At 59.8% G+C, this 16,127-nt stretch carries 13 protein-coding genes; 7 read left to right on the forward strand and 6 right to left on the reverse strand.

Features of this window, described 5'->3' with window-relative positions:
* Window positions 1–8: 8 nt before the first annotated feature.
* A complete protein-coding gene (locus ACR0AL_RS19555; RefSeq protein WP_480664346.1) occupies window positions 9–1,196 on the reverse strand; it encodes an acetylornithine transaminase in 1,188 nt (395 codons plus the stop codon).
* 292 nt (window positions 1,197–1,488) lie between these two features.
* Between ACR0AL_RS19555 and ACR0AL_RS19560 the strand changes: the two genes are divergently transcribed.
* A complete protein-coding gene (locus tag ACR0AL_RS19560) occupies window positions 1,489–2,370 on the forward strand; it encodes a DMT family transporter (protein WP_480664348.1) in 882 nt (293 codons plus the stop codon).
* A 41-nt stretch (window positions 2,371–2,411) separates the two neighbouring features.
* On the opposite strand, the gene ACR0AL_RS19565 is transcribed toward ACR0AL_RS19560, so the two are convergent.
* Window positions 2,412–3,215, reverse strand: coding sequence for an ABC transporter permease (locus ACR0AL_RS19565; protein ID WP_170414448.1), 804 nt, complete (start codon window positions 3,213–3,215; stop codon window positions 2,412–2,414).
* A 126-nt stretch (window positions 3,216–3,341) separates the two neighbouring features.
* On the opposite strand from ACR0AL_RS19565, the gene ACR0AL_RS19570 reads away from it, so the two are divergent.
* Both ACR0AL_RS19570 and ACR0AL_RS19575 read left to right on the forward strand, forming a co-directional pair.
* Window positions 3,342–3,917 (forward strand): GcrA family cell cycle regulator, encoded by a 576-nt coding sequence (locus ACR0AL_RS19570; protein ID WP_480664389.1) that lies wholly within the window; start codon window positions 3,342–3,344, stop codon window positions 3,915–3,917.
* A 5-nt stretch (window positions 3,918–3,922) separates the two neighbouring features.
* Window positions 3,923–4,567 (forward strand): NUDIX hydrolase, encoded by a 645-nt coding sequence (locus ACR0AL_RS19575; RefSeq protein ID WP_425082186.1) that lies wholly within the window; start codon window positions 3,923–3,925, stop codon window positions 4,565–4,567.
* Between the two features lies 1 nt (window position 4,568).
* On the opposite strand, the gene ACR0AL_RS19580 is transcribed toward ACR0AL_RS19575, so the two are convergent.
* Window positions 4,569–5,645 carry a DUF2235 domain-containing protein gene (locus ACR0AL_RS19580; RefSeq protein WP_170398871.1) on the reverse strand — a complete coding sequence of 359 codons (1,077 nt, stop codon included), beginning with the start codon at window positions 5,643–5,645 and terminating at the stop codon, window positions 4,569–4,571.
* Window positions 5,623–7,914, reverse strand: a complete 2,292-nt coding sequence (locus tag ACR0AL_RS19585) for a xanthine dehydrogenase family protein molybdopterin-binding subunit (RefSeq protein ID WP_480664350.1) — start codon at window positions 7,912–7,914, stop codon at window positions 5,623–5,625. Before ACR0AL_RS19585 ends, ACR0AL_RS19580 begins: the two co-directional genes overlap by 23 nt.
* A 141-nt stretch (window positions 7,915–8,055) precedes the next feature.
* Between ACR0AL_RS19585 and ACR0AL_RS19590 the strand changes: the two genes are divergently transcribed.
* The 3 genes from ACR0AL_RS19590 to ACR0AL_RS19600 all read left to right on the forward strand — a co-directional run bounded on the left by ACR0AL_RS19590 (window position 8,056) and on the right by ACR0AL_RS19600 (window position 12,883).
* Window positions 8,056–11,217 carry a valine--tRNA ligase gene (locus ACR0AL_RS19590; protein WP_480664352.1) on the forward strand — a complete coding sequence of 1,054 codons (3,162 nt, stop codon included), beginning with the start codon at window positions 8,056–8,058 and terminating at the stop codon, window positions 11,215–11,217.
* Window positions 11,218–11,353: 136 nt separating this feature from the next.
* A complete protein-coding gene (locus tag ACR0AL_RS19595) occupies window positions 11,354–12,517 on the forward strand; it encodes a benzoate/H(+) symporter BenE family transporter (RefSeq protein WP_480664354.1) in 1,164 nt (387 codons plus the stop codon).
* Window positions 12,518–12,550: 33 nt separating this feature from the next.
* Window positions 12,551–12,883 (forward strand): DnaJ family domain-containing protein, encoded by a 333-nt coding sequence (locus ACR0AL_RS19600; RefSeq protein ID WP_480664356.1) that lies wholly within the window; start codon window positions 12,551–12,553, stop codon window positions 12,881–12,883.
* Here ACR0AL_RS19600 and ACR0AL_RS19605 read toward each other — a convergent pair whose 3' ends face one another.
* A complete protein-coding gene (locus ACR0AL_RS19605; RefSeq protein ID WP_170351378.1) occupies window positions 12,884–13,666 on the reverse strand; it encodes a crotonase/enoyl-CoA hydratase family protein in 783 nt (260 codons plus the stop codon).
* Between the two features lie 130 nt (window positions 13,667–13,796).
* Between ACR0AL_RS19605 and ACR0AL_RS19610 the strand changes: the two genes are divergently transcribed.
* Window positions 13,797–14,903, forward strand: a complete 1,107-nt coding sequence (locus ACR0AL_RS19610; protein WP_170398889.1) for a pyridoxal phosphate-dependent aminotransferase — start codon at window positions 13,797–13,799, stop codon at window positions 14,901–14,903.
* Here ACR0AL_RS19610 and ACR0AL_RS19615 read toward each other — a convergent pair.
* Window positions 14,836–16,110 carry a pyridoxal-phosphate-dependent aminotransferase family protein gene (locus tag ACR0AL_RS19615; protein ID WP_170398892.1) on the reverse strand — a complete coding sequence of 425 codons (1,275 nt, stop codon included), beginning with the start codon at window positions 16,108–16,110 and terminating at the stop codon, window positions 14,836–14,838. The two genes, ACR0AL_RS19610 and ACR0AL_RS19615, sit on opposite strands and share 68 nt — an antisense overlap.
* Between the last annotated feature and the right edge of the window lie 17 nt (window positions 16,111–16,127).

Raw genomic sequence — 16,127 nt, forward strand, 5'->3', positions numbered from 1 at the left:
GATGAGGATTACGCGGATTCGAGGCTGGCTTCGACTTGTGCGGCAGCCTTGTCGAGGCGGATCATGGCCTGAGCAATGTCATCCTCGGTCAGCGTCAGGGGTGGCAACAGGCGGATGACATTGTCGGCGGCGGGAACGGTGATGACCTCATTGTCATAGCCCGCGTTAACCACATCGGTATTGGTCGCCTTGCATTTCAAGCCCAGCATCAGGCCCGTACCGCGAACCTCTTCGAACACGTCGGGGTGATCGGCGATCAGGCCTTCGAGCTTCTGGCGCAGCATCCCCGCCTTGCGGTTCACGCCTTCAAGGAAAGCAGGCGTTGCCACCTGATCGATTACCGCGCAACCCACGGCGCAACCCAGCGGGTTGCCCCCATAAGTCGAGCCATGGGTACCCACGGTCATACCGCTGGCCGCGTCTTCGGTGGCCAGCACCGCGCCCAAGGGGAAGCCGCCGCCGATGCCTTTGGCAACCATCATAATATCGGGGGTAATACCCGCCCATTCGTGGGCAAACAACTTGCCGGTGCGGCCAACGCCGCATTGCACCTCATCCAAAATCAACAACAGGCCATTGTCGTCGCATATCTGACGCAGGGCTTTGAGTTCCGCGTCGGGCACCGGACGAATGCCGCCCTCACCTTGAATCGGTTCGATCAGGATCGCGGCGGCCTTGTCCGTGATCGCATTGGTAACGCCGTCAAGATCGCCGAATGTGACATGCACGAACCCGGGCAACAGCGGGCCAAAGCCCTTGGTCATCTTTTCAGATCCGGCCGCCGCGATACCAGCCGACGACCGGCCATGGAACGAGCCGTCAAAGGTAATGATCTCGACCCGTTCGGGTTGCCCCTTGTCATAGAAATACTTGCGGGCCATTTTCACGGCCAGCTCACAGGATTCCGTGCCCGAGTTTGTGAAGAAAACCGTATCGGCGAAGGTATGTTCAACCAACTTATCCGCCAACGCTTGCTGCTGCGGGATGTTGTACAGGTTCGAGACATGCCAAAGTGCGTGCGCTTGTTCAGTCAGCGCGTTGACCAGCGCCGGATGTGCGTGGCCAAGCGCGTTCACCGCAATCCCGGCACCTAGGTCAAGGAAACGTCGGCCATCCGCCTCGGTCAGCCAGGCGCCTTCGCCCTTCACGAAAGTCAGGGGCGCGCGATTATAGGTCGGCAGAACGGACGGGATCATCGGATCATCCTTTTCGTTAGGTTAAGCCCCGTGAGTGATACACGAAGGCCGGATTCGTCAACAGATTTGGTGGGATTTTCGCGGATTTACAGCGCGCAATGGATCAAACAGGCCGGTTACGCAGTAATGCGTCGGCGTCGGAGTCGCAGGATATGTGCGTGTTTGATCATGCGGGGCCGTATAGCCGGGTGTTTGACCTCTGAAAACCCCGAATTTCCAAAATCAGAAACTTCACTTTGAAACTCAGCTTTTATCGCTTGCCATTTAGGGCGCAGTGACGCACCGCTGGGTCATGACACCCGCGCGCCAGAACCCTGCCCTTGCGGCTTTGCTGATCGTCACCGCCAGCGCCTTTCTGGCCGCCACCACACTTCTGGCCAAAGCGTTGGGGACGGATACCTTAGGCCCGGCGTTGCATCCGATGCAGATCAGCCACGGGCGGTTCCTGTTCGCGTTTCTGGTGATCGTCAGCGCGGTGGGCGTGTTGCGCCCACGGTTAAGCCGCCCGCATTGGGGGTTGCATATTGGGCGGACGAGCTTTGGCTGGGTGGGGATTACGCTGATGTTCGCTTCGGTCGCGTTCATCCCGATCTCGGATGCCACTGCGATTTCCTTTTTGAACCCCGTCTTTGGCATGGTCCTGGCCATCCCGCTGTTGAAAGAGGGCGTTGGGCCGTGGCGCTGGCTGGCCGCTGCTGTTGCTCTGACCGGTGCATTGATCCTGCTACGTCCGACACCGGCCAGCTTCCAACCTGCGGCGTTGCTTGCCCTGACGGCGGCGGCTGTGATCGGGATGGAGCTAATCTTTATCAAAAAGCTTTCGGGCCGTGAAATTCCCATCCAGATTCTGTTGATCAACAATGCGATGGGGCTGACCATCGCCTCGCTCGCCGTCAGCTTTGTGTTCCAGATGCCAACGCCCGAACAATGGATCGCGCTGGTGGCAATCGGGGTGCTGATGGCCTGTGCCCAAGCCTGTTTCGTCAACGGGATGGCGCGCGCGGATGCATCCTTTGTGGCGCCAATCAGCTATGCCACACTGATCTTTGCCGCCCTCTATGACTTTGCGGTGTTTGGCGTTATCCCGGATGTGGTTAGCCAAATCGGTTCTGCAATCATTCTGACGGGCGGACTAATCCTTGTCTGGCGCGAGGCACGCGTCAGAATCGCCTAGCTCGGCGTTTTTTGGGATTTCGGGATCCAAAACCTGCACCGTCATGCTTTCAGCCTGTATCCCTTTCGCAGCATCTGCCAGGTAATGGCGCAGACAATCAACGTTGCGCCACTGCAAACCGCGAAACCCAGTGCGGGCGAGCTGTCAGACACCCCGATCATGCCATTTCGCAATCCATCAATCAGGTAGAATACCGGGTTCACGTGGCTGAGGCGGTTGAGAACAGGTGGCAATGCCTCGACCGAATAGAATGTACCCGACAGGAAGGCCAGCGGCGTGACGATGAAATTGGTAATCGCCGCCATTTGATCGAACTTGTTGGCGAATATTCCCGCAAACAGGCCCAACGCCCCCATGAAAGCACCGCCGAGAACAACAAACAGCAGCGCAATCAACGGGTTTCGCGGCACCAGCCCCAGCACCAGCGCCAGCGCAACGGCAACCACACAGGCGATAAGAACACCACGCACGATGCCTCCCGCCAGATAGCCCAACAGAATTTCCAACGGAGACAGTGGTGGCATCAACGTATCAACAATGTTGCCCTGTACCTTGGCAATCACCATCGAAGACGAGGTGTTGGCAAAAGCATTCTGAATCACGGTCATCATCATGATACCCGGCGCTAAAAAGGTCAGGAACGGCACCCCCATCACGTCGGGTCGGCTGGGGCCAATAGCGATGTTGAAGATCAGCAGAAACAGACCCGCGGTCACCAGCGGCGCCAACAGGGTCTGGGTCCAGACCGCCAGAAAGCGCAGGGTCTCGCGTTGGGCCAGTGTATAGAGACCCATCCAGTTGACCGCTCCGAAACGGTGTTCATTCTGCTCAAGGGGTATCCGCATCATCTGACCTCAACCTGATTCGAAGACTGCTTGTAACTCGGGGCGCAGTGATTAGAATAGGGGGCTGAGACGATTTCCCAAGGCGGCCCGAATCCGGGGCCGCTTTCCGCTTTTGAAAGGCAAATGATGTCCTGGACTGACGAGCGTGTAGAGCTGCTGAAGAAAATGTGGGGCGAAGGCCAGTCGGCCAGCCAGATCGCCAAGGAACTGGGTGGGGTGACCCGCAACGCCGTAATCGGCAAGGTGCACCGTCTGGGCCTGTCGAACCGTGCCACCGGTGCATCCCCGGTCAAGGCCGAGCCCAAGGAAAAACCGACCCCCGCGCCCAAGGCCGAGGCCAAGCCGAAACCGACACCCAAAACCGAACCGGCCCGCCCGGCCCCCGCACCTGCGGCCGAGGCCAAGCCCGCCGTGCCTGCCCGCCGCCAGATCATTCCGGCCGGTCAGCCGCTGCCACCGCAGCCTTCGGCCAATGAAATCAGCCCCGAGGCCCTGGCCAAGGTCAATGAGATCGAGAAGAAGGCCAAGAAACTGACGTTGATGGAACTGACCGAGAAGACCTGCAAATGGCCCGTCGGCGACCCCGCGACCGAGGATTTCTGGTTCTGCGGCCTGCCTGTGGAAGCCGGCAAACCTTATTGTGAGGCGCATGTGGGCGTGGCCTTCCAACCCATGAGCTCGCGCCGCGACCGTCGGCGGTAAGGAAGATGCGCCAGGATCCGACTGCACTGGAGGATGCCTGGCTGAAACGGGCAAAGCGCTTGTTGGCGCTGGCCGAAACCGGCCAGCATTTCACCAAAGACCCATTTGATCGCGAACGCTATGACGAGATTGCAGCCATGGCCCGCGCCATGCTGGCCGATTTGGGCCGGGTGCCCCTATCGCGGATCGAGGGGCTGATCTCGGATCATGCTGGTGGTTATGCCACGCCCAGCATCGACATTCGCGGCGCTGTAATCCGTGATGGCCGCATTCTGCTGGTCCGCGAACGACTGGACGGGCTGTGGGCCATGCCGGGTGGTTTTGCAGACATTGGCAGCTCTCCAGCGGAAAATATGGAACGTGAAGTCTGGGAAGAGGCTGGGCTGCAGGTCCGTGCCAGACACCTCTATGCTCTGCGCCATAAGGCAAGGCATCCCTACCCGCCGGATTCGCGAGATTTTTATAAACTTTTCTTCCTGTGCGATGAGGATGGCACGGACGCCCCGCAGCCGGGTGCCGAGACCAGCGACGCGGCCTTCTTTCCCCCGGACAAAATACCTGCACTATCTTTGGCACGAAATATTCACGCGGATGTCACAGCAGCGTTCCGCGCCCATTCAACAGACCAATCCCAAACTCTGTTCGATTGACCTATTGCGCCGGGTGCGAGGACGAATCCGGCATCGGTACCCAACCCGGCAGTTCATCGGGGGCGACCGAGACATGCAGTTGCTCGGACTGGTCCATCCCGACTTTGCGATGCTTGCGCAGCAGGAAAACCTTGCCCCACCCCCGCCAGGTCCCGACCGAAGTTGCAGTAGTTGAAGTTGGGAACCGGTCGCGCCAGCCTTCGGGCAGCGGCAATCCATGCTGCTCGGCCTTGTCCAGCATCCAGATCAGGGAAATATTGCTGAGGGGACGCGCCTCTTCAAACCCGTTCAATTGCCCGCCCACGTCACCATGTGTGCCACGGAACCAGACCTGTTCAACGTGGCCCTTAAACTCGGGCGTACATTTCCACAGAACCGGCTCGTACACCTCGCGCGTCTCGTCCAGCGCCATAGCGTGATAGCCATGCCGGGTGGCGGGGCCAAGTTCATGGTTGTGAAACGCGTGCTTATCTTCGGCCCAGCGCCACAGCAGCGGAAGACGCAGGCCCAACGCCTTGACGGTGTCCCAGACACCGATCATTTCAATTGCGAGCTCGTTATGACAGAATTTTTGGCGGAACTCACAGGCTGCCTCGCCGCTAGGCGTACATTCATAGTGGCGATAGGCCTGCTTGATGTTGCGCTCGGTCGCGTGTTCGGCCTTGAGCAGACCGATCATGTCGATCACGCCCGCAAGGCTGCGCACGCCGTAAGCGCCGCGCGAATAGCCGATGAAAAATATCTTATCACCAGGTTTGTAGCGTGACGCCAGATAGCCATAGGCCCGCCGGATTTGTCGGTTGATGCCGCGCCCCATCATCACGTCCAGAGAGGTTTTCCAGCTTTCCCACTGCACACCGGATTCGTAAAAGACTGAGACCTTGCCGCCCATCTCGCGGCACAGATGGTAGGTCTGACCCGCATGAGTTTCAAACCCCGGCTCCAACGTCGACATGGTGCCGTCAAGGATAATGACATGACTAATAGGTTCACGGTGCAGCGCCTCGGCCGAATGTTCGGACCGCAAAGGCCGTCCGAGCCATCCAAGTATCTTTTTACTTAGCCGTGACAGAACCATGCGTCAGCAATTCCCAAACTCTTAGGGGTGTGAATGGCATATCCGCCTGCCGTACCCCATGTTCCCAAAGCGCGTCCTGCACCGCGTTCGCCACAGCGGCCAGCGCGCCCACGGTGCCGGCCTCTCCGCATCCTTTCATACCCATTGGGTTCGAAGTTGACGGAACCGGCGCCGAGGTAAACTTTATCATGGGTATCTCAGACGCACGGGGCAAGGCGTAGTCCATCAACGAAGCCGTGAGCAGTTGCCCCTGCGCATCATGCTCAACACGCTCGGACAGGGCTTGACCAATGCCCTGCGCCACGCCGCCATGCACCTGCCCCTCGGCCAACATCGGGTTGATAAGATTGCCGAAATCGTCAACTACGGTGTAGCGGTCGACCCATGTTTCACCGGTGAAACAATCAATAACGATTTCGGCAACATGTGCGCCATTCGGATAACTGCGTGCGTCCAGCGTAATGCGCGCCTCATGTTGCAGAAGATCGGTTCGGCCATCGGCGCGGGCCATCTCGGCCGCTTCGATCAATGTAGGCGTCAGGTTCGACCCTGGTGCGCGGAATGTTTCGTGATCAAAATTCACGTCAGCCTCCTCGACCCCCATCTTATCGGCCAGATAAGGCGCGAATGCGGCGATCATGACGTCGATTGTGGCCAGGGTGGCCGTGTTTTGGACTGTAACGGACCGCGATCCTCCTGTCCCTCCTCCGGCAGGTAACTGATCGCTGTCCCCCTGGATGACATTGATCTGATCCAACGGAACACCGATCTGATCCGACAAAAACTGGGTATAGGCCGTCTCATGGCCCTGGCCGTTTGATTGCGTCCCCACATAGAGGTTCACGGTGCCATCCTCGCAGAATGCGATCTTTGCGTTCTCGGAAGGGTCGCCCAAAATACTTTCGATATAGTAACAGATGCCCTGCCCCCGGATCAGGCCACGTTCGGCATCAGCCGCCTTACGGGCAGCAAAACCTAATGTCTGTTCACTCGCGCGGCTCAGGACCATGTCGAAATCGCCGACGTCATAGACCTCACCAGTCGTCGTTTTGTAAGGGAAAGCTTCAGGCCGGATGAAGTTTTTGCGCCGCAACTCCCACGGATCGACGCCCAATTCACGCGCGGCGCGGTCCATAGCCCGTTCAAGCACATAGATAGCCTCGGGCCGACCAGCGCCGCGATAAGCGTCCACCTGCGTTGTGTTGGTAAAGAACCCTTCGACCCGCAGAAAAGAGGTCTGCACATCATAGGCGCCCATCAGAACTTTGCTGAACAGATTTGTCTGGATTGCCTGACCGAAATGGCTGTTATAGGCCCCAAGATTGACCTTGCTATGCACGCGGTACGCGGTAATTCGGTGGTCTTCATCAAAGGCCAGCTCAGCCAGCGAAGTCAGGTCGCGCCCATGGTGATCAGACAGCATCGCCTCAGATCGGTCCGACATCCAGTGAACAGGTTGGCCCAGTTTCATCGCAGCGACGGCGACACAGAAATACTCGGGATACGGCATCACCTTCATGCCAAAACCACCGCCCACGTCGGGCGTGGTGACCCTAATGAATTCAGGTTCCAGATTCAGCTTCTGCGCCAATTGCCCGCGCATCGCCCAGACGCCCTGCCCGCTATAGGCAAAGTGCAGCCGCCCGTCGGACCAAGCAGCCTGACAGCCGCGCGGCTCAATCGATGTAACGATCACCCGGTTATCCGCAACGTTCAGTTGCACTCTGTGCACGGCGTCCTGAAATGCCGCCTCGGTCGCTGCCTCATCCCCCATGCCCCAGTCAAAGGCACGGTTGTCAGGAGCTTCGATGTGCAGCGGTTCGCCGCCCACCTCCAGATCAAGCTTGGCGGGCAGATCCTCGGTTTCCATCCAGATCAACTCGGCTGCATCACGGGCCTGTATCTTCGTTTCGGCGATGACCACCGCGACCGGCTCACCGACAAAACGCACGCGGTCCTTGGCCAGCATGTGGCGATCCGGCGCCGCCGCTTTCGAGCCGTCCCGGTTCGACACAAGCGCCGCGTTTAAAACCGTGTCGATCCCGGCCTCAGTCAGTTCGTCCAGCGCCATGACCAGCCGCACGCCATTCGCCTCACGCGCGGCATCCAGATCCAGCGCGGTGATCCGCCCATGCGCAACCTGGCTGCGAAAAAACGCCGCAAACAGGGCGTCGCCGGGCACAGCATCGTCGATGTACTGCCCCTTCCCGGTTAGAAACCGCTGATCCTCGGTCCGTTTGACCGGCTGACTTTTTCCGAACTTGTCCATTGGATGCTCCTGCCTCGGCCTGTAGGGGCGACTTTAGGCTGCACCGGTTCGTTGTCCAGAGTACCCGCAGACCCTTCCCCTTCCCCTGCGCATTCGTTATTGCAGGCGCTGACCCAAGATTGATGACGCAGGACGCACCCCATGGCGATGGAAAAGACATTCAACGCGGCCGAGGCTGAGGCCCGCATTTACGAGACCTGGGAACAGGCCGGAGCCTTCAAGGCAGGCGCAAACAAATCGCGCGACGAAAGCTTTACCATCATGATCCCGCCGCCCAACGTGACGGGCGCGCTGCACGTGGGCCACGCCTTCAACAACACGCTGCAGGACATTCTGATCCGCTGGCACCGAATGCGTGGCTTCGACACGCTGTGGCAGCCGGGTCAGGACCACGCCGGTATCGCCACCCAGATGCAGGTGGAAAAGATGCTGGCTGCGACCCAACAGCCCGGACGGCGCGAGTTGGGCCGTGAGAAGTTCCTTGAGAAAGTCTGGGAATGGAAAGGCGAATACGGCGGCACGATCATCGAGCAGTTGAAGCGTCTCGGCTCATCCTGCGATTGGTCGCGCAATGCCTTCACGATGGCCGGTGCGGCGGGCGATCCACGCACGGGGCACGAGAACTCCGCCAATTTCCATGATGCAGTCATCAAGGTCTTCGTCGACATGTACGAAAAGGGCCTGATCTATCGCGGCAAGCGACTGGTCAACTGGGACCCGCATTTCGAGACCGCGATCTCGGACCTTGAAGTCGAGAATATCGAGGTCGCGGGTCATATGTGGCACTTCAAATACCCGCTGGCTGGTGGCGAGACCTATACCTACGTCGAGAAGGATGAGGACGGGAATATCGTCTTTGAGGAAAAGCGCGACTACATCTCAATCGCCACAACGCGCCCTGAGACCATGCTGGGCGACGGCGCGGTTGCTGTTCATCCGTCGGATGAACGTTACGCGCCAATCGTCGGTAAACTATGTGAAATCCCGGTTGGTCCGAAAGAACACCGCCGTCAGATCCCGATCATCACCGACGACTACCCTGATCCTGATTTCGGCTCGGGCGCGGTGAAGATCACCGGTGCGCATGACTTCAACGACAACATGGTTGCCAAGCGCGGCGGCATACCGATGTACCGTCTGATGGACACCAAAGGTGCGATGCGGGCCGATGGCGCACCTTACGCAGACGAAGCAGGGAAAGCGCAGGAATACGCGCGTGGGCGTAAATTTACCGAGAACGAAATCGACGCAATCAACCTTGTCCCTGATCACCTGCGTGGCCTCGACCGGTTTGAGGCGCGCGCGAAAGTGGTCGAAGAAATCACCGCCGATGGACTGGCCGTCTTGTGCCGCGCCGATGACGCACGTCTGGGTTCGACCGCGCTGAAGCCCGAGCATGAAGGTGCCGACAAGCTGGTCCCGCTGGTCGAGAGCAAACCAATCATGCAGCCCTTCGGCGACCGCTCGAAAGTTGTCATCGAGCCGATGTTCACCGACCAGTGGTTCGTCGACGCCGAAAAGGTTGTCGGCCCCGCGCTGGACGCGGTCAAAGACGGCACGGTCAAGATCATCCCCGAGTCAGGCGAGAAGACTTATTATCACTGGTTGGAAAACATCGAGCCCTGGTGCATCTCGCGTCAGCTGTGGTGGGGGCACCAGATTCCGGTTTGGTATGGGATCGACCTGTCCGCAGAAGGGTTCAAAGACGACGAGAACGACGGCGATCTTGATCTGGTCGAGTTAGGCCGTTTGCTGAACGAAGGCGGCATGCTGCACCGTGGAAATGTCATGGAATGCGCGGCGAGCCTTGAGGCCGTTACAGAAAAATTCCTCGACGACAATGCCAACATCCCCAGCCCGTTGAGCCACGCGACCGTTATCGAAGTCGCAGACAAACAGGAAGCGATCCATCAGTTCGCTGAAAGCCTTGCTCAATACGCTGTCGACCAAGACCCGACCAAGCTTGTCTATCCGGTGTGGCGCGACCCCGACGTCCTCGACACCTGGTTCTCATCAGGTCTCTGGCCCATCGGCACCCTGGGCTGGCCCGAGCAGACCGAGGAACTGGAGCGCTACTTCCCCACGGATGTGCTGATCACCGGCTTCGATATCTTGTTCTTCTGGGTCGCCCGGATGATGATGATGCAGCTGGCCGTGGTCGATCAGATTCCGTTCCACACCGTCTACCTGCACCAGCTCGTCCGTGACGAGAAGGGCAAGAAGATGTCCAAAACCACCGGCAACGTCATCGACCCGTTGGAGATCGTCGACGAATTCGGCGCTGACGCGCTGCGTTTCACCAACGCCTCGATGGCGGCGATTGGCGGCGTGCTGAAACTGTCCCGCGAGCGCATCACTGGTTATCGCAACTTTGGCACCAAACTGTGGAACGCCGTCCGCTTTGCCGAGATGAACGAGGTCTTCACCGACGCCGTGCCGCAACTGGACGTAGCCGACTTGAAACCCAAAGCCGCCGTCAACCGCTGGATCATCGGCGAAACCGCCCGTGTGCGGGCCGAGGTCGACGCGGCGCTGGAAAGCTACCGCTTCAACGACGCGGCCAATGGGCTCTATGCCTTTGTCTGGGGCAAGGTCTGCGACTGGTATGTGGAACTCTCTAAACCTTTGTTGCAAGGCGATGACGCCAAGGCGCAAGCCGAAACCCGCGCCACAATGCGCTGGGTTCTGGATCAGTGCATGGTCCTGCTGCACCCGATTATGCCTTTCATCACCGAAGAACTGTGGGGTCTAACCGGCAACCGCGCCAAGATGGTCGTCCACGCCGACTGGCCGACTTACGCCGCCGCCGACCTGATCGACGCTGATGCGGATCGTGAGATGAACTGGGTAATTTCGGTGATTGAAAATACTCGCTCGGCCCGTGCGCAGATGCGGGTTCCCGCAGGGCTCTATGTGCCGATGTTGGTGACCGAGATCGACGCCCACGGACAGGCAGCGTGGGACCGCAACGAGGCGCTGATCAAGCGTCTCGCACGGATCGACAGCCTGACCAAGGTCGACGACCTACCCAAAGGAACGATTTCCATTGCCGCACCGGGCGCCACTTTCGGCCTGCCACTGGCGGATATCATCGACATCGGTGCTGAAAAGGAACGGCTGGAAAAAGCCAAGGGCAAGTTGGCTAAAGAACTGGGCGGTCTGCGTGGACGTCTGAACAACCCGAAATTCGTGGCCTCGGCCCCGGAGGAGGTTGTTGCCGAAGCCAAGGCCAATCTCGCCGCCCGCGAAGAGGAAGAAGAAAAGCTGAACGAGGCGCTGGCCCGCCTAGCCGAAATCGCCTAATATTCATCTTTTCAAAAATACTCAAATCCCAAACCCCGCCGCGTTTGCCACGGTGGGGTTTACTTTTGCACACACGGCCCTTGCCCCCACTTGCAAGCCCTTGCTAGCAAAGGCGGATATAACCCCGAGGACTCAGATGGCACGCGCATTCCCCCCGATCCAAACCATCTCAACCGGGCTGGTGGTCGCCATTGTCGGGTTCTTCAGCTCTTTCCCTATCGTGTTGCAGGGACTGGCGGCCATGGGGGCCTCGGCGCAGGACTCCGCGTCGGGCCTGATGATGGCGGCCATTGCCATGGGAGTGACGGCCATCGGTCTCAGCTTGTGGTATCGGCAACCCATCAGCGTTGCGTGGTCCACTCCGGGCGTTGCGCTGTTGGCCGTGTCAGCGATGCCTGCAGCAGGGTTTTCTGACGCGGTCGGCGCGTTCCTGTGCGCGGGAGCGCTGACCGTGCTGGCCGGGCTGTGGCGACCTTTGGGACGGCTGGCGGCGGCCATCCCGACAACATTGGCGCAGGCAATGCTGGGTGGTGTTCTGTTGCCCCTGTGCATCTTGCCCTTCAAGGCCGCTGTTGAACTGCCCTGGCAGGCTTTGCCGGTGATCCTGACTTGGTTCATCGCAGGGCGGGTAAACCGCTTGTTTGCGGTTCCGGCAGCGGTTGTCGCCGCAGCAATTGTTGTGGTTCTGAATGCGGGCGACACGTCCGTCACGCCAACCCATCTTGTCGCCGCACCGGTCTGGACAATGCCAACCTTCTCGCTGGCCTCTGCCGTCGGTATTGGCCTGCCGCTGTTCATTGTCACCATGGCGACGCAGAACATCCCCGGTATCGCGGTGATGCGCAGCTTTGGCTACTCCCCCGCCCCAGGCAGGTTGTTCTCTTCGGTCGGTTCGGCCAGCATCCTGTCGGCCCCGTTTGGGGCGCCGGCCACCTGCCTTGCAGCGATCACCGCCGCCATGTGTTCCAACGAAGACAGCCACCCAAACCCGGCCCAACGGTATTGGTCGGCGGTGATGGCAGGCGTATTCTATTGCCTGTTTGGTGTATTCGCGGTGGCCATCACCGGGTTTGCCGTACATGCTGATCCGCTGCTGATGGGCACCCTGACAGGGATTGCGTTGATCGGAGTGCTTGCCAACGCCACCCACGCAGCGCTTGATGTTCCAGCGGAGAGGGAAGCCGCTATTTTGACATTTGCCATCACCGCTTCAGGTATCTCGGTCTTTGGTCTGGGCGCGGCAGTCTGGGGTTTGCTGGCTGGTGGCATTGCGTATCTGGTCACGAAGCGAATTCGCTAGCGGTGCTCACTCGGCTTGGGATATAGTTTGATCATGCTCGGATCGCTTGGAAAACTGATCGAACGCCAGATCAAAAAGGCACAGGCCGAGGGCCAGTTGCAGGGGCTCGAGGGTGAAGGCAAACCTTTGCCGGATCGGTCGGGTGAGGCGCAGAGTGATCCGGCCATCGCCGCTGGGCACCGGATCATGGCGCAGGCCGGTGTGCTGCCGGAAGAGTTCGAGATCAGGAAAAAGCTTGATGCTGCCCGAAAGGATTACGCCAAGTTGACCGATGCAGATGCACGTAAAGCTGCCATGGCGCGCATCGCCGAGTTGGAGATGCGGTACAACATGGCCCGAGATGCGCGACGGGCCTTTATGCGCTAGCTACTTGAATTCAGGTTTTCGCCCCTGCATCTGCGCCATCACAACCTCCATCTGATCAGGTTTTCCGATCAGTTCGACCTGTTCGGCGGATTCTTCCAACAGAACCTCGGCGCGGGTCTTGGTTTCGGCCACTTCGATCAGACGCTTGGCGGCGCGAATGGCCGAGGGGCTTTTGCCCGCGATGTCTTCGGCCAGCGCCAATGCCTCGGTCAGTGGATCGTCTGACAGTTTCGTCACCAACCCCCAGTCCGCCGCCTGCTGCGCGCCGATGGGACGCGCGGTGTAGGTCAGCAGGCGCAGTACGTCCGAGCGCACCAGATGTGGTAGTAAAACCATCCCACCCATGTCGGGGATAATGCCCCACTTCATCTCCATCACCGCCAGCTTGGCGTCGGGGTGTGCGATGCGAATATCCGCGCCAAGCGCGATTTGCAGCCCGCCACCATAAGCAACGCCCTGAATGGCGCAGATCACCGGAACTGGAACACGCCGCCAGATCAGGGCAAGTTCTTGCATTTCATTCGCATCCCCGTGGCTGCGGGTCATCAGCCACTCAGTCGGGTCCATATGCGCCATCTTGGCAAAGCTGGCCATATCAAGCCCGGCGCAAAAACTCTTGCCCTCGCCCGACAGGACCACGGCGCGTGCGTCCGAGGCTGCGACCTCTTGCCCGGCAGACAGCAGCGCCTTGATCATCGCGTCGTCCAGCGCGTTCATCTTGTCGCCGCGTGTCAGCGTGACATGGGCGATGTGGTCTTTGTACTCGACGGATACGCGGGTCATGCGGGCCTCCTGATCTTGTTGACCCAACCATGCCCGGAAGGTCTGCCAAGTTCCACCTCAACGTTGGGGCACTTGTGGCTGCGCGTCGCAGATGGTTGCCTGACGGGTGGGCATGGGGTTATCTCGCACCATGACTGACCCACGCTATACTCCGCTTGCCCTGTCACTGCCTGCAACCGTGCCCTTTGTCGGGCCGGAAACGCAGGAACGTCAGCGCGGCGCGCCCTTTGTCGCCCGGTTGGGGGCGAATGAAAGCATCTTTGGCCCCTCCCCCCGCGCTATCGAGGCGATGGCAGCAACGGACATCTGGAAATATGGTGACCCCGAAAGCCACGACCTGCGACATGCACTGGCCGATCATCACGGTGTAAAGCCGGAAAACATCGTGGTCGGAGAAGGCATTGATGGCCTGCTGGGTTACCTCGTGCGGTTGCTGGTTGGCCCCGGCGATACAGTTGTGACCTCGGACGGGGCGTATCCGACCTTCAACTACCACGTGGCCGGGTTTGGCGGCGCGTTGCACAAGGTGCCCTATCGTGACGATCACGAGGACCCCGCGGCGCTGTTTGCCAAAGCCGTCGAGGTGGACGCAAAACTGGTCTATCTGGCGAACCCCGACAACCCAATGGGCAGTTGGCATAAAGGCGCGGATATCCTGGCCGCGATGGAGGCCCTGCCTGCGGGATGCCTGCTGGTGCTGGACGAAGCCTATGTGGAATGCGCGCCAGAAGGCACCGCAGCCCCGGTTTCAGCCGATGATCCGCGTGTGATCCGGATGCGCACATTTTCCAAGGTGTATGGCATGGCCGGGGCGCGGGTTGGCTATGCGATCGGCGCGCCGGGATTGATCGAAGCTTTCAACAAGGTCCGCAACCATTTCGGAATGAACCGGGCTGCACAAGCGGGGGCCTTGGCGGCCTTGCAGGATGCCAACTGGCTGTCGCAAGTTCAGGCACAGATCGCTAAGGCACGCGACCGGATCGGCCAGATCGCACGGGAAAACGGCTTGGTACCCTTGCCCTCGGCCACCAATTTTGTGGCGATTGATTGCGGTGGCGATGGAGCGTTTGCCAAAGCGGTGCTTGAGGGGTTAGTGGCACAAGGGATATTTGTGCGCATGCCCTTTGCCGCTCCGCAGAACCGCTGTATCCGCGTCAGTTGTGGTACGGTTACGGATCTGGATGCCTTTGCTGCAGCTCTGCCAAAGGCGCTGGCCACTGCGAAGGCCACGATTTGACCCGGGATTTGGAGGGTTCAGCGGCCAACGCGGCAGCAGCGGCCTCAAGCGCACCCGAGCCGCGCGGGATGTTCAGGGCGGCCATGGCGGTTTCCACCCCTCCCAGCATCGCCATGACCATCTGGCCGTTCACGTGGCCCATATGCCCCAGACGGAAACAGCTGTTCTGATCCTCCATGCCCAGCCCAATGCCAAGGGTCAGGCCCAGCTGGCGCTCGGTATACTGGCGCAGTGGTGTTCCCCGCCCATCGGTCAGACGCAAGGCGGTAACCGCGTGGCTGCGATGGGCGGGGTTGGCTACGTTTATCTCAAGCGCGCCACCTTCTGCCCAGACCTCGCATGCCGCCCAGATGGCCTTGGCGAGGTGATCATGGCGAGCCCAGACATTCTCGATCCCTTCAGCATGGATCATGTCGAGCGCTGCCCGCAGACCATACAGATGATGCGTCGGCGCTGTGCCGTTGAAGTATTGGTAAAACACCTGCGGGTTCACACGCGGCTGCCAGTCCCAGTATTGCGAGACGCGCGGCATCGTTGCCCGTTTGGCCTGTGCTTTGTCATTGAAGAACACAAAACCCACGCCCGCCGGGGTCATCAACCCCTTTTGGCAGGCCGACACCATGACATCGACGCCCCAGGCATCCATCTCGAACCGATCACAGCCCAGCGAGGCGATACAGTCCGCCATCAACAACGCCGGGTGGTTCAGATCGTCCAGCAACGCCCGCAGCCCCGGGATATCGTTGCGGATCGAGCTGGACGTGTCCACGTGAACCGCCAGCACGGCCTTGATTTGATGAGCCGTGTCAGCACGCAGGCTATCGGCGATGCGATCCATATCCCAAGGCGAGGATGCACCGAAATCGATCAGCTCGACCTCGGCGCCAACTCCGCGCGCCATCTCGGCCCATCCGTGGGTGAACAGGCCCGAGGCCGGGGCAAGCACCGTTTCCCCCGCTGCAATAACGTTGGACAGGGCGGCTTCCCAAGTGCCATGGCCGTTGGCAATATAGATGGCGACGTTGTGATCCGTGCCCGCCACGCGTTTCAGATCGCGTGTCAGGGTCGGCACCATCTCGATCAGCTCGCCGTCATAGATGTTGGGTGACGGGCGGTGCATGGCCTGAAGCACAGCGTCAGGCATGACTGAGGGTCCGGGAATCGCCAGATATTCGCGCCCCTGCGCAAGAGAGAGATGGTTTGTCATGGGATCAACCTGTTTGA

The organism is Ruegeria sp. BB1 (assembly GCF_056539465.1).